Raw genomic sequence first — 23,877 nt, forward strand, 5'->3', positions numbered from 1 at the left:
TCACTCCCTGTGCCGACGGCAGATGCGCCGCCGGGCGGGTCCGTACGAATGTGTTGAGGAGGCGACCTGATGGTCCGGTACATCGGGCGCAGGCTGCTGCAGGTGATCCCGGTGTTCTTCGGGGCCACGCTGCTGATCTACTTCATGGTCTTCGCCCTGCCAGGTGACCCCGTCATCGCCCTGGGGGGCGAGCGGGGGTTGCCCCCCGCGGTCGCGGACCAGATCCGCGAGCGGTACAACCTCGACCAACCGTTCCTCGTGCAGTACCTCCTGTACCTCAAGGGCATCTTCACGCTGGACTTCGGCATCACCTTCTCCGGTCGGGACGTCGTCGACGTCATCGCCCAGGCCTTCCCGGTGACCATCAAGCTGTCGATCATGGCGCTGGTCTTCGAGTCCGTCTTCGGTGTCGCGGCCGGCCTGTACGCCGGCCTGCGCCGGGGTGGCGTGTTCGACGCCGTGCTGCTCGTGACCAGCCTCGTCGTCATCGCCGTCCCGACCTTCGTCATCGGCTTCGTGCTGCAGTACTTCGTCGGCGTGCGGATGGGCTGGCTGCCCACGACGGTCTCCAGCGCGGCGACCGTCAAGGAGCTGCTGATGCCCGCCATCGTCCTCGGCGCGGTCTCCTTCGCGTACGTGCTGCGACTGACGCGCACGTCCGTCTCCGAGAACCTCACGGCCGACTACGTGCGCACGGCGACGGCGAAGGGCCTCTCCCGCGCCCGCGTCATCAACGTGCACGTGCTGCGCAACTCCCTGATCCCCGTCGTGACCTTCCTCGGTGCCGACCTCGGCGCCCTGATGGGCGGCGCCATCGTCACCGAGGGAATCTTCAACATCAAGGGGGTCGGCGGCACGCTGTACCGGGCCATCCTGCAGGGCGAGTCCGCCACCGTCGTCTCCCTGACCACGGTGCTCGTGCTCGTCTACATCGTCGCCAACATGCTCGTCGACCTGCTCTACGCGGCCCTGGACCCGAGGATCCGTTATGCCTGACACCACCCCGTACGGCCCCGCCGGCGGGCCGGCTCCCATCGCCGCACGGCGCCACCAGGAGCACTTCTTCGCCGAGCTGGACGAGACCGGCCTGGGCGCCGTGGACGCCGTCGCCGACACCGGCGCCCCGTCCTCGCTGTGGTCCGAGGCGTGGCACAAGCTGCGCCGTCGACCGATCTTCTGGGTCGCCGCGGTCGTCATCGCGCTGGTGGCCCTGATGGCCGTGTTCCCCACGCTGTTCACCTCGCAGAACCCGCGGTTCTGCGAGCTGAGCAACAGCCTCGGCCCCCCCGAGGCCGGGCACCCGTTCGGCTTCGACCGGCAGGGCTGCGACATCTACTCGCGCACCATCTACGGCGCCCGGGCCTCGGTGTCGGTGGGTGTGCTCACCACCCTCGCCGTCCTGATCATCGGCACCGTGATCGGCGCCATCGCCGGCTTCTTCGGCGGTTGGTTCGACACGATCCTCTCGCGGGTCACCGACATCTTCTTCGCCATCCCGCTGGTGCTCGCGGCCATCGTCGTCATGCAGGTGTTCAGCGAGTCCCGTTCCACCATGACCGTCGTCGCGGTGCTCGCCGCGTTCGGCTGGACCCAGATAGCGCGCATCACGCGCGGGTCGGTGATGAGCGTGAAGAACAACGACTACGTCACCGCCGCGAAGTCGTTGGGCGCGGGGCGGACGGCGACGTTGACGCGCCACATCCTGCCCAACGCTGCCGCGCCGATCATCGTGTATGCCACGGTCGCGCTCGGCACGTTCATCGTGGCCGAGGCGACGCTGAGCTTCCTCGGTATCGGCCTGCCGCCGTCCATCACGTCGTGGGGCGGGGACATCTCCCAGGCGCAGGCGTCATTGCGGGCCAACGCGGCCGTGCTGTTCTACCCGGCCGGGGCGCTGGCGCTGACGGTGCTCGGCTTCATCATGATGGGTGACGCGGTGCGCGACGCCCTCGACCCGAAGGTGCGCACCCGATGAGCACGAACACGTCCGCGGCGACGACGGTGGAGCGTGAGGCGGACCCGAACACCCCCCTGCTGGAGATCCGGAACCTCGAGGTCGCCTTCCAGTCCTCGACCGGCATGGTGCCTGCCGTGCGCGAGGCCAACCTCACCATCTACCCCGGCCAGTCCGTTGCCATCGTGGGGGAGTCCGGCTCCGGCAAGTCCACCACCGCGCACGCCATCATCGACCTGCTCCCGGGCACCGGGAAGGTCGTCGGCGGCTCGATCAAGTTCGCCGGCAGAGAGCTCGTGGGGGCCTCCCACAAAGAGATCGAGGACCTGCGCGGCCGCGAGATCGGCCTGGTCCCCCAGGACCCCATGTCGAACCTCAATCCGGTGTGGAAGATCGGCTTCCAGGTCAAGGAGGCCCTGGCCGCGAACGGCATCGCCAAGGGGCGTGCCGCGACCGCAGAGGTCGAGCGGGTGCTGACCGCGGCCGGGCTCCCGGACGCGGCGCGGCGCGCGAAGCAGTACCCGCACGAGTTCTCCGGCGGTATGCGCCAGCGCGCCCTCATCGGTATCGGCCTGGCCGGTCAGCCGCGCCTGCTCATCGCCGACGAGCCCACCTCGGCGCTCGACGTCACCGTCCAGCGCCAGATCCTCGACCACCTCGAGCACCTCACCAAGGAGCAGAACGTCGCCGTCCTGTTCATCACGCACGACCTGGGCCTGGCCGCGGAGCGGGCCGAGCACCTCGTGGTGATGCACCGCGGGCGCGTGGTCGAGTCCGGCCCGGCCCGGCAGATCCTCGCCGCCCCCCAGCACCCGTACACCCAGCGACTGGTCGCCTCCGCCCCCTCGCTGGCCTCACGGCGCATCGAGAGCGCTCGGCAGCGTGGCGTGGAGCCCGTGGAGCTCCTGGCCAGGTCCGAGGAGGAGATCGCCCGGGCGGCGAACATCGTCGAGGTGCAGCACCTGACGAAGGTCTTCCACCTCCGCGGCGGGGCCCCCGGCACCGGCGGGGCGTTCAAGGCCGTCGACGACGTGTCCTTCACCATCCCGCGTGGTTCGACGCTGGCGCTGGTGGGGGAGTCCGGCTCGGGCAAGTCCACCGTCGCCAACATCATGCTGAACCTCCTCGAGCCCACCGAGGGCAAGGTCGTCTTCGAAGGGACCGAGGTCGGCGCGCTCGACCGGCGTCAGCTCTTCGACTTCCGCCGCCAGGTGCAGCCGATCTTCCAGAACCCGTACGGGTCGCTCGACCCGATGTACTCGATCTTCCGCACGATCGAGGAGCCGCTGCGCGTGCACGGTATCGGGGACAAGAAGTCCCGCTCGAAACGGGTCGCCGAACTGCTCGACATGGTCTCGCTGCCGACGTCCACGATGCGCCGCTACCCGAACGAGCTCTCCGGCGGGCAGCGTCAGCGCGTGGCGATCGCCCGCGCCCTGGCGCTCCAGCCCAAGGTCATCGTCTGCGACGAGGCCGTCTCGGCGTTGGACGTCCTCGTCCAGGCGCAGGTCCTCACCCTGCTGAACGACCTCCAGGCCGAGCTCGGGCTCACCTACCTGTTCATCACCCACGATCTCGCCGTCGTGCGGCAGATCGCCGACCAGGTCGCGGTGATGGAGGAGGGCCGGATCGTGGAGATGGCCAGCACGGACGACGTGTTCGACCACCCGCAGCAGGAGTACACGCGAGAGCTGCTTGCCGCCATCCCCGGCGCCAGCCTCGACGTGCCGCTCGCCGGCGGTGAACACCTGCCCTGACGGTCGGGCGTGCGGCTCGGGCGAGCATCGCCCTCAGGCCAGGAGGCCGGTGGCGACGAGGAGGGCGGGCACCACGAGTGCCGCCAGCTGGGCCGCGTTGACGCGGCGGTGCACGGAGCCGGACGCCGCCGCGCGCTGGACGGGGTCCGTGCGCGGCTCCGCCGCCGGGCGCTCGACGACGGCCGCGTCCCGGCGGTCGGCCAGGCGGGCCTCGATGACCTCGGCGACCGTGACGGCGTCCCCGCCGCGGCGCAGCCGGGCCCCGCGCGCCGGGGCGGCCCACACGTCGAGCTTTCCGGACGGGATGAGCAGGCGCAGCCCCCACCGCGTCTCGACGCCGAGGATCGCGGACCAGGGAACCCGCGTCGTGCGCGCCACGTTCGCGACCTCGACGCCGTCGGCGGTCACCCGCACGGAGGGCCACCACAGCACCGCCCAGGCGAAGCCGGCCAGGAGCAGCGGGACGGCGCCGAAACGGACGAGGCCGGTCATCCCGCCGTCGTCCAGCACCGCGCCGGCCACGACGGCCGCCACGAGCCACGCGACGACGGCGGAGACGCGGCTGGCGACGGGGCGGAACAGGATGTTCGGTGCCATGGGGCCATCCTCGCCGAAGAAGGCCGCGCTGCGGGACCCGGTCCGCGCCGTCCGGAGGCCGTCCGGGACCGGCGCCGCATCGCGTTCGCCCCGGGCGCGGCGGTGAGCCTGGGCACAAGGGTGCCGGAAACGGCGTGCTTCGCAGTAGGATGCTCCAGTGGCGCCCCTGTCGGGGTGCCCGGCCCCGCCGGCGGACGGCTCACCACCCGCGCCGTGTCTTGCGCGGAGAACCGCCTCTCACCGATGAAATGAGCTTCGCGTATGCCTGTGCGCTCGGATCTGCGAAACGTCGCGATCGTCGCCCATGTCGACCACGGCAAGACCACCCTGGTCGACGCCATGCTGTGGCAGTCGGGCGCCTTCGGAGAGCACCAGCACGTGGACGAACGCGCGATGGACTCCGGTGACCTCGAGCGCGAGAAGGGCATCACGATCCTCGCGAAGAACACCGCGGTGCACTACCGCGGCCCGGCCGCCCAGGCGGCCGGGCTCGAGGACGGCCTGACCATCAACGTCATCGACACCCCCGGCCACGCCGACTTCGGTGGCGAGGTCGAGCGTGCCCTGAGCATGGTCGACGGCGTCGTGCTCCTCGTGGACGCCTCCGAGGGGCCGCTGCCGCAGACGAGGTTCGTGCTGCGCAAGGCCCTGGCCGCCAAGCTCCCCGTCGTGCTCCTCGTCAACAAGGTCGACCGGCCCGACTCGCGCATCACCGAGGTCGTGGGCGAGGCCCAGGACCTCCTGCTCGGCCTGGCGTCGGACCTGGCGGACGAGGTGCCCGACCTCGATCTCGACGCCATCCTCGACGTGCCCGTCGTCTACGCCTCCGCCAAGGCCGGCCGGGCCAGCCGGACCCAGCCCGCGGACGGGACATTGCCGGACAGCGAGAACCTCGAGCCGCTGTTCGAGACGATCATCGAGACGATCCCCGCCCCCTCCTACGAGGAGGGCGCCCCGCTGCAGGCGCACGTCACCAACCTCGACGCGTCCCCGTTCCTCGGGCGCCTCGCGCTGCTGCGCATCCACAACGGCGAGCTGCGCAAGGGCCAGACCGTCGCGTGGGCCCGGCAGGACGGCACCATGAAGAACGTGCGCATCTCGGAGCTGCTGCGCACCGAGGCCCTCGACCGGGTACCGGCCGAGCGGGCCTTCGCCGGTGACATCGTCGCCGTGGCCGGCATCGAGGACATCACCATCGGCGAGTCCCTCGTCGACGCCGACGACCCGCGCCCGCTGCCGCTGATCACGGTGGACGACCCGGCGATCTCCATGACGATCGGGATCAACACCTCCCCGATCGCGGGCCGCGTCAAGGGCCACAAGGTCACCGCCCGCCAGGTCAAGGACCGCCTCGACCGCGAGCTGATCGGCAACGTCTCCCTCAAGGTGCTGCCCACCGGCCGCCCGGACGCGTGGGAGGTCCAGGGTCGCGGCGAGCTGGCGCTGGCGATCCTGGTGGAGCAGATGCGCCGCGAGGGCTTCGAGCTCACCGTCGGCAAGCCGCAGGTGGTCACCCGGACCATCGACGGCAAGCGCCACGAGCCCATGGAGCGCATGACGATCGACGTCCCCGAGGAGTACCTCGGTGCCGTCACCCAGCTCATGGCTGCCCGCAAGGGCCGCATGGCGACGATGGCCAACCACGGAACCGGCTGGGTCCGCATGGACTTCGTCGTGCCCGCCCGTGGGCTCATCGGCTTCCGCACCCGCTTCCTCACCGAGACCCGAGGCACGGGGATCGCCTCCTCGATCGCCGAGGGCTACGAGCCGTGGCAGGGCCAGATCGAGATGCGCAGCACCGGCTCCCTGGTCGCGGACCGGACCGGCGCGGTGACACCGTTCGCGATGATCAACCTCCAGGAGCGCGGGTCCTTCTTCGTCGAGCCCACCTCCGAGGTGTACGAGGGCCAGGTCGTCGGCGAGAACTCACGCAACGAGGACATGGACGTCAACATCACCAAGGAGAAGAAGCTCACCAACATGCGCTCCTCCACGGCGGACAACTTCGAGAACCTGGTGCCGCCGCGCCGGCTCACGCTCGAGGAGTCCCTGGAGTTCGCCGCCGAGGACGAGTGCGTGGAGGTCACGCCCGAGGTCGTGCGCATCCGCAAGGTCATCCTCGACCAGACGGAGCGCTTCCGCAGCACCGCGCGCGACCGCCGCACCGCCGCCGTCTGACCGCTGCACCGCCGCCGGCTGAGCGGTGCGGCGACGGCGGACCGATCGCCGGGCTGGCACCCGCGGCAAAAAGGACGATGATGCTGTCATGGCTGCAGCGCACACCGCCGTGACGGAGCGTTCCGGGCTGCTCGGCGTCTTCGCCCACCCCGACGACGAGACCCTGGGTGCCGGGGGTCTGCTGGCCTCCGCCGCCCGGGCCGGGGTGGCGGTGACCGTGGTCACCGCCACCCGTGGCGAGCTCGGGGAGGTGATCCCGCCCGACCTCGCCCACCTGCGGGGCGACCCCGAGGGGGTGGTGCACGAGCGTGAGCGCGAGCTCGCCCGCGCCTGCGCCGTGCTCGGCGTCACCAGCCGGCTGTTCCTCGACCAGCTGCCCGGTCTCGCCGCCCTGCGGCCCGCGAGGTTCACCGACTCCGGCATGGTCTGGTTGCGCCCTGGTGAGGCCGGCCCGGTGGCTGACGCCGGACCGGACGCGTTCTCGCGGGTGGGCGTCGACGTCGCCGCACGGCTGCTCGCGGGCCTCCTGCGGCGGACCCGCCCCCAGGTCGTGCTCACGGAGGAGCCCGGCGGCGGCTACGGACACCCGGACCACGTCCACACCCACCAGGTCGTCATGTGTGCCGTCGAGCTCGCTGCGGGCGCCCCACCGGTGACCGAGCCGGACGACCCGCTCGCCGGGCTCGAGCCCTGGAGCGTTCCCGTGGTCGCCTGGACCGTGGAGAGCGAGATCCGCTTCCGCGCCGCCCTCCACTGGCTCGAGGAGAGCGCCGCGCGCGACCCGAAGTTCGGCCGGCGCGGCGACGCGCTCGCCACCCTGCCACCCGGGAGCGCCCTGCCCTCGCTCGTCTTCCCCGCCGCAGGCGTGTCCGTCACGGTCGACACGACGGCATCCCTCGATGCCGTCGCCGCCGCCATGCGTGCCCACCGCACCCAGCTCCAGGACGTGCACGTGCTCGACCGGGCACCCGCGGAGCACCGGCAGGCGCCCGCATGCGGCTGGTACGGCGTATCCAACGGGCTCCTGCTGCCGATCATGGGCACCGCGAGCCTGCACGTGGTGCCCGGCCGGGACCACTTCGACGAGCTCGCCGCCGAGCCCATCCGCACCGGCTACCTCGACCCGGTGCCACTCAGCGAGCGCTTCGGCCTCGCGGGTTCCATCGGTCTGGCCGGGCTGACCGTGAAGGACCGGCTCGCCGGGCAGTCGGGGCCGGCGCGCCTCGCCGCGTTCCTGGGTACCACGGAGGCCGAGTGAGCCCGGTCCTCGACGCGGACCGGGCCGGGCGTGCGGCCTCGGCCGCCGTCGTCGTCGTGATCGGCGGGCTGGTCGCCGCCAGCGCCACCCTCGTGCACCGCTCCGAGGTGGCCGGGCTCCCGGTGGGACTGGTGGCGGCGTTCGCCACGGTCCTGGTGGGGGCCGTGCTCGCCCGGGCCGTCGGTGACGGCGTCGGCGTGTTCCTGTACGGGCTCGCCGCGCTCCTGACCGTCCTGCTCATGACGTACTACGTCCCGGGCGGTGACGTGATCCTCACGTCCGGACCGGTGAGCTACGCCTGGCTCCTGGGCACGTCGGTGGCCACGGCCGCCGTCGCGCTCACGCCGCGGTCCTGGTACGCGGACGCGCCCGTGCCGCGTGACGCATGACGGCGGAGGATCCCGAGGCGCTCGTCCAGCGGTACCGCGCCACGATCGCCCGCCGGGCCGGCGGGGTGTCGGTCGTGTCCGTCCGAGCGGGCGGCCGCGACCTGGCGATGACTGCCAGCGACGTCGCGTCGGTCTCGCTGCGCCCCCCGATGGTGCTGTTCTGCGCCTACTCCGACGGCCGGCTGCGTGAGGCCCTCGATGAGGTCGACACGTGGGCGATCAGCGTGCTGGACGCCGCGGGCGCCGTCGCCGCCGAACGGCTGGCCGAACCCGGCCGACCCGCCCGCGGCCAGCTCCTCGGCATCGATCACCACCCGGGACCCCGCTCCGGCGCCGCGCTCCTCGACCCCGCGCAGGGCTGGATCGAGTGCCGGACCGCGTGGATCAAGACGGCGGGCGATCACGACATCGTCGTCGGCGACGTGCTGGACGCCACGCTCGGGTCCACCGGCACCGGGGCGCTCGTCTACCACCTGGGGCGCGTACGCCCGCTCCGCTGACATCGGCGAACACCCCGCCGTGCCCTCCCACCATCATCGGGCGGGCGCCGTGGTAAATCACAAGATGGTGACGGTCGGCACCTCCTCGCTGGTTCGGCCTCCCCGCCCCCGTAGCATGTCGAGGTCGTTCCCACGTGCTCACGAGGGAGACAGGTGTTGTCGGCAGGGGAAGAAGGCTCAGTGACGCACGACCGAACATCCGGGCGCGGAACCGGGGAAGGCGCCGGGCTCGCGCGCGACGACGGTGCCGGCCCCTCCTGGGACCTCGACCACGTCCTTGCCGCCCGTCGCGGGGACGGTGACAGCCCCGGCGACGACGACTCCGTCCCCGAGGAGCCGGCCGGCACCACCGGCCCCGACGGCTCCACCGACCCGGGGCGCACCACCGACCGGGGCACCGCCGTGGCCGAGCCCGCGACACCGGCGGACACGGCCGTCATGGCACCAGGAGCGGAGACCGAGCAGATGCCCCCGGCCACACCGCTCGCCCGCACCTCCCCCCTCGACGAGTTCGAGCCCGAGACGCCCCGCCCGCGCCGCGGCCTCGCGATCGGTCTGGTCGTGCTGCTCGTCCTCGCCGGCGCCTACTCGGCGGCGGCACTGCTCCTCGGGGATCGTCTCCCCAACGGGGCCACCGCCGCGGGCGTACCGATCGGCGGTCTCTCCGAGGCCGACGCCCGGGCCCGCCTGACCACCGACCTCGCCGCGGCCCAGGCGGAGCTGATCCCCGTCACGTTGCAGGGCGAGAACGTCTCGGCCATCGACCCGGCCGCCGCCGGACTCGCCCTCGACATCGACGCCACGCTCGACCCGCTGACCGGCCCCGCCTTCGACCCCCGCATCCTGTGGGGCCGGATCTTCGGTGCGGGGGAGGTGTCCGTCGTCTCCACGGCGGACGAGGAGGCGCTGCGCGCGGCGCTCGAGACGGCCGCCACGGAGCTGGACGTCAGCCCCGTCGAGGGCTTCATCATGTTCGCCGGCACCACCGCGGAGGTCACGGACCCGGTGCCGGGCACCGCTGTCGACATCGCCGCCGCCCAGGGCCAGGTCACGCGCGAGTGGCTCACCGCCGAACGCCCGCTGGAGCTGCCCACCCGCGAGGTGGCGCCCGCCGTCGGCGCGGCTGCTGTCGAGGAGGCGCTGATCACCCAGGCACAGCCCCTCGTCTCCGGCTCCGTGTCCGTCTCCGTCGGCGGCAACGTCGTCGAGCTCACCCCCGAGGCCCTGGCCGCGAACGCCGTCTTCGTCGCCACGGACGGCGCCCTCGACCTGGAGCTCGACGGCGCGGGCCTGTCCGACGCCGTCATCGCCGCGGACCCGAGTATCGAGATCGCCGGCACGGACGCCAAGATCGTCCTCGACGCGAACTTCGAGCCGGAGATCGTCCCCTCGACGGCGGGTATGGGCCTGGACCCGGCGGACCTCGCCCGGGCGGTCAAGACCGCCGGCATGTCCACGAACCGCACCGCGGTGGTCGAGCTCGTCGAGGCGGAGCCCGAGTTCACCACGGCGGAGGCCGAGGCGCTCGGCGTCAAGGAGGTCATCGCCGACTTCTCCACCCCGATGCCCTACGACCCGGTCCGCACCGAGAACCTCGTGGTCGGCTCGCGCTACGTCACCGGGGTCCTGGTCGAGCCGGGTGAGGAGTTCTCCCTGCTCGAGGCCCTCGGTCCCATCGTCCCGGGCCGTGGCTTCGTCTCCTCCGGCGTCGTCGAGGACGGCTTCTCCTCGACGGCGCTCGGCGGCGGGCTCTCACAGCTCTCCACGAACATGTACAACGTCGGCCTGATGGCCGGCATGGACGACGTCGAGCACACGCCGCACTCGCGGTGGTTCGCCCGCTACCCCGCGGGCCGGGAGGCGACCCTGTGGGTGCCGTCGAAGGACATGGTCTGGCGGAACAACACCGACTACGGCGTCCTCGTGCACGCCTGGGTGGCCGGCGGCCGGGTCCACACCCGCCTGTGGGGCACCCACGTGTGGGACGTCGACATCGCCACGTCCGACCACTACGACATCACCCAGCCCGACACGAAGTACAACCCGCGGGAGGACTGCGTCGCCGAGAGCGGTGGCCAGTCCGGCTTCACCGTGACGGTCACGCGTCAGCGGGTGCGGGCGGGCAGCCCGGCCGAGACCGAGGACTGGACCTGGACCTACCAGCCCTGGCACCACATCGTCTGCGGCGAGCCGCCCTCGGCGGGGGACGAAGCGCCGACGACCCCGGCGGCCGAGGCCGGCGCATGAGCCCCGACCCGATCCGCCGGGCCCGCCCGGCGGACGTCCCCACGATCCTGCGGCTCATCAGGGACCTGGCGATCTACGAGCGGGAGCCCGACGCCGTCCGCACCACCGCCGCCGACCTCACCGACGCGCTCTTCGGCCCCGAGCCGGCCGTGTTCGCGCACGTGGCGGAGGTCGACGGGGAGGTCCAGGGCTTCGCGCTGTGGTTCCACAACTTCTCCACGTGGGAGGGCGTGCACGGGATCTACCTCGAGGACCTCTACGTGCGCCCCCAGGCCCGCGGCTCCGGGTTGGGCAAGGCGCTGCTGCGCACGCTCGCCGCCCACGCCGTCGAGCGCGGCTATGCCCGGGTCGAGTGGGCCGTGCTGAACTGGAACGCCCCGTCGATCGCGTTCTACGAGAGTCTCGGCGCCCGCCCGCAGGAGGAGTGGACGACCTACCGGCTCACCGGGCCCGCGCTCGCGGCCTTCGCCGACGACGCGGCGCGTGCGGCCCGCGGGGTCCGACGCTAGGTGCGCGACGGCGGGGGAGGCACCCGCTTGCCCGTCACCATGAGCGCGGCCGGCACGTCGACGTCGCCGCGCCGGGTGCGCACGCGCACGCCGTGCGGGCCGACGGCGAGCAGGTCACCCAGTGCGTCGGAGACCCCGCCCTCGACGCGATAGCGCACCACGACGCGTTCCCCGACCTGCCAGTCCGACCAGGGCAGGGGCGGGGGGAGCCGGGAATCGTCCACGGCCGATGCCTACCCCAGGTCGCGCCACGGGTGCAACCCGCCGGCGCGCCGACCCCGCCACCCGCACCGTATCGTTCGTGATCCGTGCCGCGCTGGGGGATACTGGATCGCGGCGCCCCGTGCGCCGTCGCCGCTGAGGAGAGGATGCACCGTGACCTACGTGATCGCCCAGCCCTGTGTGGACGTGAAGGACCGGGCCTGCGTCGACGAGTGTCCGGTCGACTGCATCTACGAGGGCAAACGATCGCTCTACATCCACCCGGACGAGTGTGTCGACTGCGGGGCGTGCGAGCCGGTCTGCCCGGTCGAGGCCATCTTCTACGAGGACGACGTCCCCACCGTCTGGTCGGACTACTACCGGGCGAACGTGGAGTTCTTCAACGACCTGGGCTCGCCCGGCGGCGCGGCCAAGATGGGCGTCATCGACAAGGACGACCCGATGATCGCCGCCCTCCCGCCCCAGGTCTGAGGCGTGGCGCTCCACGGCGACGCACTGCCCGACTTCCCCTGGGACTCGCTCGCGCCCGCCAAGGCACGCGCGCGGGCGCACCCGGGCGGGATCGTGGACCTCTCGGTCGGCACCCCGGTCGACCCCACGCCGGCGGTCGCGCAGGACGCCCTGCGCGCCGCCGCCGACTCACCGGGGTACCCGCAGACGATCGGCACGCCGGCGCTGCGCGCCGCTGTCGTCGCCTGGTTCGCCCGGCGCCGCGGCGTCCCGGGCCTCGACCCTGACGCCGTCCTGCCCACCGTCGGCTCCAAGGAGCTGGTGGCGCTGCTGCCCGCCCTGCTGGGCCTCGGGGTGGGCGACGTCGTCCTCCACCCCGCGGCGGCGTACCCGACCTACGACGTCGGCGCCCGCCTGGCGGGGGCCACCCCGATGCCCGTCGGAGACGACCCGGCGACCTGGCCGGAGCGTGCGTCGCTCGTCTGGCTCAACTCGCCCGGCAACCCCCATGGTCACGTGCTCTCCGTGGAACGACTCGCCACGATCGTCGCATGGGCGCGCGAGCGCGGCGCCGTCGTCGCCTCGGACGAGTGCTACGCCGAGCTGGCGTGGGCCGCGCCCTGGGACGCCGCGGGCATCCCGTCCGTGCTGGACCGGCGGGTGACCGGCGGGGACCACACCGGCCTGCTCGTCCTGTACTCGCTGAGCAAGCAGTCGAATCTGGCCGGCTACCGCGCGGCCTTCGCCGTCGGCGACCACAAGATCGTGGCCCGCCTGACCGAGGTGCGCAAGCACGCCGGGCTGATGGTGCCCGCACCGGTCCAGGCCGCCATGACCGCCATCCTCGGCGACGACGCCCACGTGGCCGAGCAGCGCGAGCGCTACCGCCGCCGGCGGGAGGTGCTGCTGGGCGCGGTCGCCGACGCCGGGCTCGAGCTCGACCCGGCCTCCGTGGCGGGGCTCTACCTCTGGGTCCGTCACGCCACCCGCTCGGCCGGCTCCTGGGAGCTGCTGGACGCGCTCGCGGACCGGGGCGTGCTGGTGGCCCCGGGCTCCTTCTACGGCGCGGACGGCGAGGGCTATGTCCGGATGGCGCTGACCGCGACCGACGAACGGGTGGCCGCCGCAGCCGAGCGGCTCCGCGGAGGTCCGCTGCTGCCGTAGCCGGCCGATCCGATATGCGCGGTTCTCGTTCTACCTCCCGTATGGCATATCTTGGTCGCGAGTCATCTCGAGACCGGGCTCCACACCTGCTCGGTCTTCGCACGGGTGCCCACGGGCACCCCGATCCCAAGGAGGGGACACATGTCGAGTGCTGTACTGAACCCGGTGACGTTCGAGGCGGAGGGGAAGACGCTCAGGTTCGATCGTGTCCCTGCCGTCGAGGGCAACGACGGCATCAACATCTCGTCGCTGCTGAGCGAGACCGGGCTCGTCACGCTCGACCCGGGGTTCATGAACACCGCGTCGACGACGTCAGCCATCACCTACATCGACGGCGACCAGGGGATCCTGCGCTACCGCGGGTACCCGATCGACCAGCTCGCGAAGGGGTCGACGTTCCTGGAGACGGCATACCTGCTCATCTATGGCGAGCTGCCGGACGCCGCGACCCTCGAGGCGGTCACCCGCCGCATCAAGCGGCACTCGATCCTTCACGAGGACTTCAAGGCGTTCTTCACGGCCTTCCCCGCCAACGGCCACCCGATGTCGATCCTGCAGGCCGGGATCGCCGCCCTGGGCACGTACTACCAGCACACGCTCGACCCCAAGGACCCGTACCAGATGGAGCTCTCGACCATTCTCCTCATGGCCAAGGTCCCCACGATGATCGCGGCGATCGCCAAGCGCGCCAACGGGCTCCCGCTGCTCTACCCGGATGCCTCGAACGACTACATCGAGGACTTCATCCGGATGACGTTCGGCCTGCCCTACCAGCGCCACGACGTCGACCCGGCGATCGTCAAGGCCCTGGACATGCTGCTGATCCTGCACGCCGATCACGAGCAGAACTGCTCCACGTCCACGGTGCGCATGGTGGGCTCCTCCCACGCCAACATCTACTCCTCCATCGCCGCCGGCGTCGGAGCGCTCTCGGGCCCGCTGCACGGCGGCGCGAACGAGGCCGTCCTGGAGATGCTCGGCCACATCCAGAATGCGGACTACTCCGTCGAGGAGTTCATGACCAAGGTCAAGAACAAGGAGGACGGTGTCCGCCTCATGGGCTTCGGCCACCGGGTCTACAAGAACTACGACCCGCGCGCCGCGATCGTGAAGGAGGCGGCGCACGACGTGCTGTCCCTCCTCGGCAAGAACGACGAGCTGCTGGAGATCGCGATGCGGCTCGAGGAGATCGCCCTGCACGACGACTACTTCATCGAGCGCAAGCTCTACCCGAACGTCGACTTCTACACGGGTCTGATCTACAAGGCGATGGGCTTCCCGACGCAGATGTTCACCCCGCTCTTCGCGCTCGGCCGCCTGCCCGGCTGGATCGCGCAGTACCGTGAGATGATCCAGGACCCGGCCACCAAGATCGGCCGCCCCCGCCAGGTCTACACCGGCGCCCCCGAGCGCGACTACGTCGCCATCGACCAGCGCTGACCCACCCGCACAGCAGTGGCCCCTGGGCGCCGCGACGAGTCCCGGTCCCACAGCAGAAGGGCCCCCGCCCCGGTGGCGGTGGGCGCTTCTGCTTCTGTCCGGGCTCAGGGCAGGAACGCCTCCAGGTCGACCGGCTTGGTGAGGAGGCCTGATCCAGCGCAAGGTCGCGTTGCGCATCGTCAACAACGGTCACATCACGCTCGACGGCGTCCGGGTGCCGGAGTCCCGGCGCCTGCAGGACGTGAACTCGTTCCGTGACGTCAACCGCCTGCTGCGGTCGATGCGTGCGGACGCGTCCTGGCTGGCGGCCGGGGCGCAGGCCGGCGCGTACGAAGCGGCGGTGCGGTACGCGCTGGGCCGCACCCAGTTCGGCCGGCCGATCGCGTCCTTCCAACTGGTCCAGGACAAGCTCGCCACGATCCTGGGCAACCTCACCGCCTCCCTCGGGATGGTCGTGCGGCTCGCCCAGATCGAGGACGACGGCGGGCACCGGGACGAGGACGCCGCGCTCGCCAAGGGCTGGATCGCCCGCCACACCCGCGAGTCGGTTCCCCTGGCCCGCGAGGTCGCCGGGCAACGGCAGCGCGCTGGACACCGACGTCGCCCGGTCCTCCGCCGACGCCGAGGCGATCTACACGTTCGAGGGCACCAACGAGATCAACCAGCTCGTCGTCGGCCGCTCGATCACCGGGATCAGCGCGTTCGTCGGCTGACCGGTCGGCGGCGACCCGCTCAGCCGATGACGACGGTGCCCGCTGGGGCCACCGCCGCCGCGGTGGCGACCGCGGCGGGCACGTCCGCGCCGTCGAGCGGCGCCCACGCGGCGTCGTTCCCCGCGGTCCGCAGCCAGACCTGGCCGTCCACCGCGACGACGCCTGCGCCCGTGGCCGACGAGGACGCGACCGCCCACTGCGCGACGCCCCAGGCCTGGCGCTCCGGCGCCGGGTCGAGGCCGCCGGGCAGCGCCGTCGCGTCGACGGTGAGCACCCCGCCGGGCGCCACGGTGGCCCGGATGCCGAAGTCGCGGGTGATCCGCTGCTGGATGACGTCCAGGCGCTGGACGCGCGACGCCGGGTCACCCGCCGCGGCGCCGGCCGAGCCGCCGTCGGCCGCGGCGCCGTCGGCCGCGCCGTCCCCGACGGCGTCGAGGTGGCACGTCAGCGCGGCGGGGGAGTAGCCGCTCAACGCCGAGGCGAACGCACGCCCGCGGGGCTCGTGCTGCGCGTAGGCCTCGGGGAACGCGGAGCGCTGGACGCGCTGCGCGGCGTCGGTGATCTCCCGGCCCTGCCAGCCCTCGACCGTGACGAGCACGTCGTAGAAGGCGTTCGTCGAGTACACCGGGTCCATGACCTGCTCCACGGTGCCCCAGCCCTGCGATGGCCGCTGCTGGAACAGTCCCACGGAGTCGCGGTCCCCGTAGTCCACGTTCCGCAGCTTCGACTCCTGCAGCGCCGTGGCGATGGCGATGGTGGTGGCGCGGGCGGGCAGGTCCCGCCGCGCGGCGACGGCGCCCAGCAGTGCGGCGTTGTCCGCCTGGTCCGCGTCGAGGGACCAGGTGGTGGCGTCGTCGAGCGTGACGGTGCAGGTGCCCGATGGTCGGTCCTGGACGAGGAGGTTCAGCGCGACGACGACCGCGCCCAGGGCGAGCACCAGCGTGGCCAGCAGCACGAGGACGCCGCCCGCGCAGCCGCGCGAGCGGCGGTCACGCATGGAGGGCGGCGTTGAGCTCTACCCCGGTCCCCGGGCGCGGGATGGCCTCGACGGCGCCGGAGACGGAGTTGCGCCGGTACAGCAGGTTGTCGCGGCCGGAGAGCTCGCGGGCGGCGACCACGGTCGGGTCCGCCGGCCGACGGCCGGCCGGCCGGTCGTGCGCGGGCCGCGTGTCCCCGCCGGCGAGCACCGTCACCTTGGTGCCGGCGGTGAGGTAGAGACCGGCCTCGACCACGCAGTCCGCGCCCAGCGAGATGCCCAGCCCGGCGTTGGCGCCCAGCAACGAGCGCGGCCCGATCGAGATGACCTGCCTCCCGCCGCCGGAGAGCGTGCCCATGATCGAGGCACCGCCGCCGATGTCGGCACCGTCGGCGACGACGACACCCTGGGAGATGCGACCCTCGACCATGCACCGGCCCAGCGTGCCGGCGTTGAAGTTCACGAAGCCCTCGTGCATGACCGTGGTGCCCGGCGCGAGGTGGGCGCCCAGGCGCACCCGGTCGCCGTCGCCGATGCGCACCCCCGGCGGGACGACGTAGTCGACCATGCGGGGAAACTTGTCCACCGCGTGCACGGTGACGTTGCCGCGGGCGCGCAGCGCGGCCCGGACGTCCTCGAAGTCCTCGACGGCGCACGGTCCGGCCGACGTCCAGACGACGTTCTGCAACCGGGCGAACAGGCCCTCGAGGTTGATGGTGTTCGGCGCCACCAGGGTGTGGGAGAGCAGGTGCAGCCGCAGGTAGGCGTCGGCCGCGGAGGCGGGGGCGGCGTCGAGGTCGATCTCGGTGCGCACCACCTCGGTGCGCACGCGGCGCCCCTCGTCGGTGCCCACCAGGGCGGCGAGCACGGCGGGCGGCTCGGCGTCGGCGGGTGCGCTGCCGAGCGCGGGGCTCGGGTACCAGGTGTCGAGGGTGGCTCCGGGACCGGTGGTGGTGGCCAGGCCGAAGCCCCAGGCCGCGCGCTCAGTCATGGCACCAAGCGTACGTCGGGCGGGCGGGCCGGGGGCCCCGGGGCCCGGCTGCGCACGCCACGGCGCCGCCTCAGTGCCGCACGAGGTGGGGGCCGGCGGTCCGGGCCCCGAGCGCCCGCACCCGCTCGCCCAGCTCACGGTCGGCGGTCGTCACGGTGACCACGACCTCATCGGAGGGGGCGGCGCCGTCGAGCAGCCCGGCGACGACGTCGACCACGGTGTCGTCCCCGCCGGCGGGTGCCGCCACGACGTCGACTCCCGGGGCCGGGTCGACCCCGTTCGCGGCGCCCTCGGTGACCAGGACGAACTCGGGGTACCAGCGCCGGCCGGGCAGGTCGACGCCGGCGGCGTCGAGGCCGCAGCGGGCGAGCCGCGCGAGGTGGTCCCGCAGGATGGTGGTGGCGCGGCGGCGGTCCTTCCACCAGCCGTCCGGGCGGGAGCCGACGACGTTCGCGGCGTCGACGACCACGACGAGGCGGCGGAGCATGGTGAGCAGCTCGGGCAGGGCGTCCGCGAAGGCGGGGAGGAGGTCGTAGTCGTCCAGCGCGGCGACGTCGATCCAGGCCACCTCGAGGCTCTCCGGGTCGCTGACCCGGGGTTCGAAGGGCTCCACGGCCTGCGCCAGCACGGTGGTGTAGGTCCAGTCGGGGTGGACGAGCGCGCGGCACGCCCGCACCCGCAGGGCGGCGGGTACCACCGCGGCCTCCTCCACGGCCTCGCGCACGGCGCCCGAGACCGGTGTCTCGTCGTCGCTCAGCGCACCACCCGGCAGGCCCCACGTGCCGCCGTGGTGCGACCACAGGGCCCGGTGCTGCAGCACCACCTGCGGACCGCCCGGCGCCGCACGCCACAGCAGGAGCCCGGCGGCGCCGTTGCGGCCCCAGTGCTGGTTGCCGCACGCGCAGTCCACCCAGCCGTCACCGGGCTGGCGGTGCAGCCGGGCGTCGGGCGGGGAGGACGGGGTGCTCACCGCCCCAGCCTCGCACAACACCTGTCCCGGTCGGGAGGTACCCGGTCGGGCCCAGGCGTCAGTCGGCGTCGGGCCCGATCTGGCAGATCACCGCACCGGTGGCGACGTTCTGCCCCACCGCGGCGCTCAAGCCCTGCACGCGGCCGGCCCGGTGGGCCACCAGGGGCTGCTCCATCTTCATCGCCTCGAGCACGACGACGAGGTCCCCGGCCTCGACCCGTGCCCCGTCCCCGACCGCCACCCGGACGATCGTGCCCTGCATGGGGGAGGTCAGCGCCGCCCCGGTGGAGCCGGCGGCGGCCGGGCCGGACCGGGAGGTGCGGCGCAGGGGTCGGCGGGCGGCGCCGCGTGGGCCCGCGGAGATCCCCAGGCCGGCCGGGATCACGACCTCGAGGCGCTTGCCGCCGACCTCGACGACGACGCGCTCGGTCATCGGCTCCGCGGACCTCTCGACGGGTGCGACGGTGGTGGCCCGCAGGCCGGCGAGCGTGTCGGCGTACTCGGTCTCGATCCAGGTGGTGTGGACCCCGAACGTGCCGTCCTCGGCGGTGAAGTCGGGCTCGGCGAGCACGGCGCGGTGGAAGGGCAGGACCGTGGGGAGCCCGACGATCTCGGTCTCGCGCAGGGCGCGGCGGGCGCGCTCGAGCGCCTGGGTGCGCGTCGCGCCGGTGACCACGATCTTGGCGAGCATGGAGTCGAACGCGCCGGAGACGGTGTCGCCGGCCACGACCCCGGAGTCCACCCGCACCCCCGGGCCCGCGGGCCAGGAGAGGGCCGAGATGGTCCCCGGTGCCGGCATGAAGCCCGCGGCCGGGTCCTCGCCGTTGATGCGCAGCTCGATGGCGTGGCCCCGGGAGGTCACCTCGGAGTAGCCGAGCTCCTCCCCGGCGGCCAGGCGCAGCTGCTCGCGGACCAGGTCGATGCCGGTGACCTCCTCGCTCACCGGGTGCTCGACCTGGAGGCGGGTGTTGACCTCGAGGAAGGAGATGGTGCCGTCCTGCCCGACGAGGAACTCGCACGTCCCGGCGCCGACGTAGCCGGCCTCGGCCAGGATCGCGACCGACGCCCGCGTCAGCTCCGCCTCCTGCTCCGGCGTGAGGAACGGCGCGGGGGCTTCTTCCACGAGCTTCTGGTGCCGGCGTTGCAGCGAGCAGTCCCGGGTGGAGACGACGACGACGTTCCCGGCGGCGTCGGCCAGGCACTGCGTCTCCACGTGACGGGGGCGGTCGAGGAAGCGCTCGACGAAGCACTCGCCGCGACCGAAGGCGGCGAGCGCCTCGCGCACTGCGGACTCGTAGAGCTCGGGGATCTCCTGGCGGGTGCGGGCCACCTTCAGCCCGCGCCCGCCGCCGCCGTGGGCGGCCTTGATGGCGACGGGGAGCCCGTGTGCGTCGGCGAAGGCGAGCACCTCGTCGGCACCGGTGACCGGGTCCGCGGTGCCCGGCACGAGCGGGGCCCCCACCCGCTGGGCGATGTGGCGGGCGGTGACCTTGTCGCCGAGGGCGCGGATGGCGTCCGGTGGCGGGCCGATCCACGTCAGACCGCTGTCGATGACGGCCTGGGCGAAGTCGGCGTTCTCGGAGAGGAAGCCGTAGCCCGGGTGCACGGCGTCGGCGCCGCTGCGGCGGGCGACGTCGAGGATCTTGCCGGCATCGAGGTACGTCTCTGCCGCGCGCTGGCCGTGCAGGGCGAAGGCCTCGTCGGCGAGCCGGATGTGGAGCGCGTCCCGGTCGGAGTCGGCGTAGACGCCCACCGTCGCGATTCCCGCGTCGGTGCAGGCCCGGGCCACCCGCACGGCGATCTCGCCGCGGTTGGCGATGAGCACCTTGCGGAGCCGGCGCTGCTCGCCCGGGTGAGGCGATGGGCTCGTCATGCCACGCTCCTTCTCTGTGTCGGCCCTGGTGGGGCTGTCGTGCGTGCCGGGCCGTCGTCGGCGCGGCGGGCCGCCCGGGCAGGCGTCCGGGTAGGTGACCGGGCTACGTTAGCCGGACGCGACGCGTCCCTCCCAGTCTCGTGCGGGGAGCGGGCGTCGGTGCTGACCAACACACCAACGGCATGGGGGTGGCGTTGTGATATTCCCACAAAGCAACCCGGCGGAGCGAGGCGATATGGGTCGGTCGGTTGTCGACATCACGCTACTGCCGCATCCGGTGACCGGTGTCCTGTTCCCCTCCCCGGTCCCGCCGGGTACGGGCTGGCCGGGCGACCCGGCGACGGACCGGACGCCGGTGGCGACCACCGAGGAGCAGGTCGCCCGGCTCGCCGCGGCTGCGGACGACGTCGCCGCGCTCGACGCCGATGTCTCCGTGTGCCGGGCGTGCCCGCGCCTGGTGGCGTGGCGCGAGGGAGTCGCGGTGACGAAGCGGGCGGCGTTCGCGGACCAGCCCTACTGGGGCCGGCCCGGGCCCGGTACCGGTGACCCGCACCCGCGGGTCCTCGTGGTGGGGCTCGCCCCGGCGGCGAACGGCACCAACCGCACCGGGCGCATGTTCACCGGCGACCGCAGCGGGGACTGGATCTACGCTGCGCTGCACCGCGCCGGCTACGCGAACCAGCCCGAGAGCCGGGCGGCCGGGGACGGGCTCGAGCTCACCGGGGTCCGCATCGTCGCGGCCGTGCGGTGCGCCCCGCCCGCGAACAAACCCACCCCGGACGAGCGCCGCACGTGCGGGCACTGGCTGGACCGGGACCTCGAGCTCGTCGCCCCGGGTCTGGCGTCGATGCTCGCGCTCGGATCGATCGGGTGGGACGCGGCGCTGGCCGCGGCGCGCCGGCTGGGCTGGACGGTGCCGAGGCCGAAGCCACGCTTCGGGCACGGGGCCGAGACCACGCTGGCCACGCCGCAGGGGCACGAGATCCGGCTGCTGGGCAGTTACCACGTGAGCCAGCAGAACACCTTCACCGGCAGGCTCACCGAACGGATGCTCGACGAGGTCATCGCACGGCTGTGACCGGGCGGTCAGCGCACGCGCGGCGCCCACAGGTCCGTGAGCGCCACGCCGACCTCGCCCAGCAGGTCGCGCAACAGCGGCAGGCTCAGCCCGACGACGCCGTGGTAGTCGCCGTCGATGCCGGTGACGAACGGGCCGCCGAGCCCGTCGACCGTGAACGCGCCGGCCACCCTCAGCGGCTCGCCGGTGGCCACGTAGGCGTCGATCTCCGCGTCGGTGAGGTCCGCGAAACGCACGACGGTGGAGGAGGTGGCCCCTGCCTCGGTCAGCGGGCCGGCCGCGCGCGCCGGGCCCGTCTCGGTGGTACCGGCCGGGCCGGGTGCCTCCCCGCGGTTGGTGCGCACGAGCCAGTGCCCCGTGTGCAGCACGCCGGAACGACCACGCATGCGGCGCCAGCGGGCGGCTGCGTCGGCCGCGTCCGTCGGCCTGCCCACCACGTCACCGTCGAGCTCGAGCATGGAGTCGCATCCGAGCACCAGGTCGGCGGCGCGGGCCGCGGGACGGTCGAGCACGTCGTGCGCCTTCGCCCCGGCCAGCAGCAGGACCTGTTCGGCGGCGCGGACGGGGCCCTGGCCGGCGGCCCGCGCCTGCCGGTCCGCCTCGGCGAGGAGCGCCGGCTCGTCCACGTCGGAGACCTCGACGGTCGGTTCGATCCCGGCGGAACGCAGGGTGCCGAGGCGGGCGGGGGAGGCGGAGGCGAGGAGCAGGGTGGTCACGGCGTAGCAGCGTACGTCGCGGGGAGCCGGTGCCACGCTCGAGGGTCGTCCGGCAGCGTCTCGACCAGGGCTGGTCGATGGACCCGTCGTCCGGTCAGGCGGTCAGCGTCTCGCGCAGCACGTCCAGCCCGACCGAGCCGACGTCGAGCGCCCGGCGGTGGAAGGCTCGCAGGTCGAACGGCTCGCCCTCGGCCGCAGCCCGGGTGCGGAAGGCATCGCGGATCTCCTCCCAGAGCCGCTGGCCGATCTTGTACGAGGGCGCCTGCCCCGGCCAGCCGAGGTAGCGGTCCAGCTCGAACGCCAGGAACCCCTCGGCCATGTTGGCGTTGGCCTTCAGGAACGGCCAGGCCTTCGCGGCGTCCCAGGTGCCGCCGCCCCACCGCTCGGGGGCCGGCTTGCCGAGGTGCACGCCGATGTCCAGCACCACGCGGGCGGCCCGCAGGCGCTGCCCGTCGAGCATGCCCAGCCGGTCGCCCGGATCGTCCAGGTGGCCGAGATCGGCCATGAGCCGCTCGGCGTACAGCGCCCAACCCTCGCCGTGCCCGCTGACCCATGATGCCATCCGGCGCCAGGTGTTCAGCAGGTCGGAGCGGTAGACGGTCTGGCCGATCTGCAGGTGGTGGCCAGGTACCCCCTCGTGGTAGACCGTCGTCTTCTCCCGCCAGGTGGAGAACTCGGTCACCCCCGCCGGGACGGCCCACCACATCCGTCCGGGCCGGGAGAAGTCGGCGCTCGGCCCGGTGTAGTAGATCCCGCCGGACTGCGTCGGGGCGATGAGGCACTCCAGGCGCCGCACCGGCTCAGGGATGTCGAACTGGCTCGCCAGCGCGGCGACGGCGGTGTCGGAGGTGACCTGCATCCACTCGCGCAGCGCGTCGGTGCCGGTGAGCGTGCGGGCCGGATCGGCGTCCAGGCGCGCCATGGCGTCCTGGATGTCCGTACCCGGGCCGTACAGGGCGTCGGCGACGGCCAGCTCCTCGGCGACGATGCGGTCGAGCTCGGCCAGCCCCCACTCGTAGGTCTCGTCGAGGTCGACGACGGCGCCGAGGAAGTACCGCGACCACAGCGCGTACCGGTCCCGGCCCACGGCATCCGCCTCGGGTGCGTCCGGGGCAAGCTCCGCGCCGAACATCCGGGCGACGTCGGCGTAGGCCTGCCGGGCCGCACGGGCCCCCGCGTCCAGGGCCGCCCGCAGCGCGCGCGTGGGCGCCTCACCACCCGGCTGGGCGCCCGCGACGAACGAGGTGAAGAAGGAGGAGTCGGCGTCGGCGAGCTCGTCGGCCTGCTTGATGCAGGCCTCGACCTGGCGCACGGCCGCGACGTCCCCGGTGCGCAGGGCCGCGCGCAGCGACTCCTGGTAACCCTCCAACGCCGCCGGCACGGCCTCGAGTCGGGCGGCGATCGTCTCCCAGTCCTCGACCGTCGCGGTCGGCATGAGGTCGAAGGTCTCGCGCAACGACTGGACGGGGGAGGCGATGACGTTCAGCTGCCGGGTCAGCTCGCCCGCGTCGGCCAGCTCGACCTGCACGCCCAGGCGCTCGCGCATCGCGGCGATGGTCACGCGGTCGACGTCGTCGGCCGGCTCGACGTCCGCCAGCGCGGCGAGCGTGCGCCGGTCGTGGTCGGCGCGCGCGGCGATGCCGTCGGGGGAGAGGTCCGGCAGCTCGTGGTCATGGCCGGGCAGCCCCAGCTCGGTGCCGATGAGCGGGTCGAGCTCGACGCTGCGCCGGACATGGCTCTCGGCGACGGCGTCGACGTCAGTGGGGATGCGGGTGTTGTGGGTCACACGCCGAGGTTATCCCCGGAGCGGCCTCATCCGCCCGGACTACCCGTCGCGCGGCCACGCGTTCTCCGTCGACGGCGGGTTCTTGTGCCGACGGCGCCTGGTGCACCAC

At 73.1% G+C, this 23,877-nt stretch carries 21 protein-coding genes and 1 pseudogene; 14 read left to right on the forward strand and 8 right to left on the reverse strand.

The features are described from left to right. Positions 1 to 69 precede the first annotated feature (69 nt). Genes ACYC1Z_RS00875 through ACYC1Z_RS00885 form a run of 3 tightly spaced genes read left to right on the forward strand, consistent with a single transcriptional unit; the run spans position 70 to position 3,711 of the window. Positions 70 to 996 carry an ABC transporter permease gene (locus tag ACYC1Z_RS00875; RefSeq protein ID WP_461407669.1) on the forward strand — a complete coding sequence of 309 codons (927 nt, stop codon included), beginning with the start codon at positions 70 to 72 and terminating at the stop codon, positions 994 to 996. Beyond that, complete coding sequence (locus ACYC1Z_RS00880; RefSeq protein WP_461407670.1) at positions 989 to 1,975, forward strand: ABC transporter permease; 987 nt, start codon at positions 989 to 991, stop codon at positions 1,973 to 1,975. The genes ACYC1Z_RS00875 and ACYC1Z_RS00880 overlap by 8 nt, the downstream gene beginning before the upstream one ends. Then, positions 1,972 to 3,711: a dipeptide ABC transporter ATP-binding protein gene (locus tag ACYC1Z_RS00885; protein ID WP_461407671.1), complete on the forward strand. Its 1,740-nt coding sequence runs from the start codon at positions 1,972 to 1,974 to the stop codon at positions 3,709 to 3,711. Before ACYC1Z_RS00880 ends, ACYC1Z_RS00885 begins: the two co-directional genes overlap by 4 nt. 33 nt (positions 3,712 to 3,744) lie before the next feature. Here the strand turns inward: ACYC1Z_RS00885 and ACYC1Z_RS00890 are convergent, their stop codons facing one another. Further along, entirely contained in the window at positions 3,745 to 4,308 is a 564-nt protein-coding gene (locus ACYC1Z_RS00890) for a PH domain-containing protein (protein WP_461407672.1), read from the reverse strand. Between the two features lie 261 nt (positions 4,309 to 4,569). Here ACYC1Z_RS00890 and typA point away from each other — a divergent pair, with 261 nt between their 5' ends. From typA to ACYC1Z_RS00920, 6 genes are all read left to right on the forward strand, one after another. Then, positions 4,570 to 6,486: a translational GTPase TypA gene (gene typA / locus ACYC1Z_RS00895; RefSeq protein WP_461407673.1), complete on the forward strand. Its 1,917-nt coding sequence runs from the start codon at positions 4,570 to 4,572 to the stop codon at positions 6,484 to 6,486. A gap of 88 nt (positions 6,487 to 6,574) precedes the next feature. Continuing rightward, entirely contained in the window at positions 6,575 to 7,744 is a 1,170-nt protein-coding gene (locus ACYC1Z_RS00900; protein ID WP_461407674.1) for a PIG-L family deacetylase, read from the forward strand. Next, a complete protein-coding gene (locus tag ACYC1Z_RS00905; RefSeq protein WP_461407675.1) occupies positions 7,741 to 8,133 on the forward strand; it encodes a DUF6113 family protein in 393 nt (130 codons plus the stop codon). The genes ACYC1Z_RS00900 and ACYC1Z_RS00905 overlap by 4 nt, the downstream gene beginning before the upstream one ends. Further along, positions 8,130 to 8,633: a flavin reductase family protein gene (locus ACYC1Z_RS00910; RefSeq protein ID WP_461407676.1), complete on the forward strand. Its 504-nt coding sequence runs from the start codon at positions 8,130 to 8,132 to the stop codon at positions 8,631 to 8,633. The genes ACYC1Z_RS00905 and ACYC1Z_RS00910 overlap by 4 nt, the downstream gene beginning before the upstream one ends. 180 nt (positions 8,634 to 8,813) lie before the next feature. Continuing rightward, complete coding sequence (locus ACYC1Z_RS00915; protein WP_461407677.1) at positions 8,814 to 10,880, forward strand: VanW family protein; 2,067 nt, start codon at positions 8,814 to 8,816, stop codon at positions 10,878 to 10,880. After that, on the forward strand, positions 10,877 to 11,389 hold the full coding sequence (locus ACYC1Z_RS00920; protein ID WP_461407678.1) for a GNAT family N-acetyltransferase: 513 nt from the start codon (positions 10,877 to 10,879) through the stop codon (positions 11,387 to 11,389). Before ACYC1Z_RS00915 ends, ACYC1Z_RS00920 begins: the two co-directional genes overlap by 4 nt. Here ACYC1Z_RS00920 and ACYC1Z_RS00925 read toward each other — a convergent pair. Beyond that, positions 11,386 to 11,613: a putative acetyltransferase gene (locus ACYC1Z_RS00925; RefSeq protein ID WP_461407679.1), complete on the reverse strand. Its 228-nt coding sequence runs from the start codon at positions 11,611 to 11,613 to the stop codon at positions 11,386 to 11,388. The two genes, ACYC1Z_RS00920 and ACYC1Z_RS00925, sit on opposite strands and share 4 nt — an antisense overlap. Positions 11,614 to 11,764: 151 nt before the next feature. On the opposite strand from ACYC1Z_RS00925, the gene fdxA reads away from it, so the two are divergent. The 4 genes and pseudogenes from fdxA to ACYC1Z_RS00945 form a co-directional block, all read left to right on the forward strand. Next, complete coding sequence (fdxA, locus tag ACYC1Z_RS00930; protein WP_461407680.1) at positions 11,765 to 12,082, forward strand: ferredoxin; 318 nt, start codon at positions 11,765 to 11,767, stop codon at positions 12,080 to 12,082. 3 nt (positions 12,083 to 12,085) lie between these two features. Next, entirely contained in the window at positions 12,086 to 13,225 is a 1,140-nt protein-coding gene (dapC, locus tag ACYC1Z_RS00935; protein ID WP_461407681.1) for a succinyldiaminopimelate transaminase, read from the forward strand. Between the two features lie 141 nt (positions 13,226 to 13,366). Next, positions 13,367 to 14,665 (forward strand): citrate synthase, encoded by a 1,299-nt coding sequence (locus ACYC1Z_RS00940; RefSeq protein WP_461407682.1) that lies wholly within the window; start codon positions 13,367 to 13,369, stop codon positions 14,663 to 14,665. 280 nt (positions 14,666 to 14,945) lie between these two features. After that, a pseudogene (locus tag ACYC1Z_RS00945) lies at positions 14,946 to 15,185 on the forward strand (acyl-CoA dehydrogenase family protein); the annotation flags it as partial. A gap of 212 nt (positions 15,186 to 15,397) precedes the next feature. Here the strand turns inward: ACYC1Z_RS00945 and ACYC1Z_RS00950 are convergent. From ACYC1Z_RS00950 to ACYC1Z_RS00965, 4 genes are all read right to left on the reverse strand, one after another. Further along, entirely contained in the window at positions 15,398 to 16,375 is a 978-nt protein-coding gene (locus tag ACYC1Z_RS00950) for a hypothetical protein (RefSeq protein ID WP_461407683.1), read from the reverse strand. Continuing rightward, complete coding sequence (dapD, locus tag ACYC1Z_RS00955; RefSeq protein ID WP_461407684.1) at positions 16,368 to 17,345, reverse strand: 2,3,4,5-tetrahydropyridine-2,6-dicarboxylate N-succinyltransferase; 978 nt, start codon at positions 17,343 to 17,345, stop codon at positions 16,368 to 16,370. Before dapD ends, ACYC1Z_RS00950 begins: the two co-directional genes overlap by 8 nt. Before the next feature lie 70 nt (positions 17,346 to 17,415). Beyond that, on the reverse strand, positions 17,416 to 18,315 hold the full coding sequence (locus ACYC1Z_RS00960; RefSeq protein WP_461407685.1) for an NUDIX hydrolase: 900 nt from the start codon (positions 18,313 to 18,315) through the stop codon (positions 17,416 to 17,418). Between the two features lie 58 nt (positions 18,316 to 18,373). Beyond that, on the reverse strand, positions 18,374 to 20,188 hold the full coding sequence (locus ACYC1Z_RS00965; RefSeq protein ID WP_461407686.1) for an acetyl/propionyl/methylcrotonyl-CoA carboxylase subunit alpha: 1,815 nt from the start codon (positions 20,186 to 20,188) through the stop codon (positions 18,374 to 18,376). A 235-nt stretch (positions 20,189 to 20,423) separates the two neighbouring features. Here ACYC1Z_RS00965 and ACYC1Z_RS00970 point away from each other — a divergent pair, with 235 nt between their 5' ends. Continuing rightward, positions 20,424 to 21,266, forward strand: a complete 843-nt coding sequence (locus ACYC1Z_RS00970) for a uracil-DNA glycosylase (RefSeq protein ID WP_461407687.1) — start codon at positions 20,424 to 20,426, stop codon at positions 21,264 to 21,266. 8 nt (positions 21,267 to 21,274) lie between these two features. On the opposite strand, the gene ACYC1Z_RS00975 is transcribed toward ACYC1Z_RS00970, so the two are convergent. Together ACYC1Z_RS00975 and ACYC1Z_RS00980 are read right to left on the reverse strand one after the other, a co-directional pair. After that, positions 21,275 to 21,982: a Maf family nucleotide pyrophosphatase gene (locus ACYC1Z_RS00975; protein ID WP_461407688.1), complete on the reverse strand. Its 708-nt coding sequence runs from the start codon at positions 21,980 to 21,982 to the stop codon at positions 21,275 to 21,277. Positions 21,983 to 22,076: 94 nt separating this feature from the next. After that, positions 22,077 to 23,768: a DUF885 domain-containing protein gene (locus ACYC1Z_RS00980; RefSeq protein WP_461407689.1), complete on the reverse strand. Its 1,692-nt coding sequence runs from the start codon at positions 23,766 to 23,768 to the stop codon at positions 22,077 to 22,079. Positions 23,769 to 23,877 lie beyond the last annotated feature (109 nt).

This window comes from Georgenia sp. (assembly GCF_054605595.1).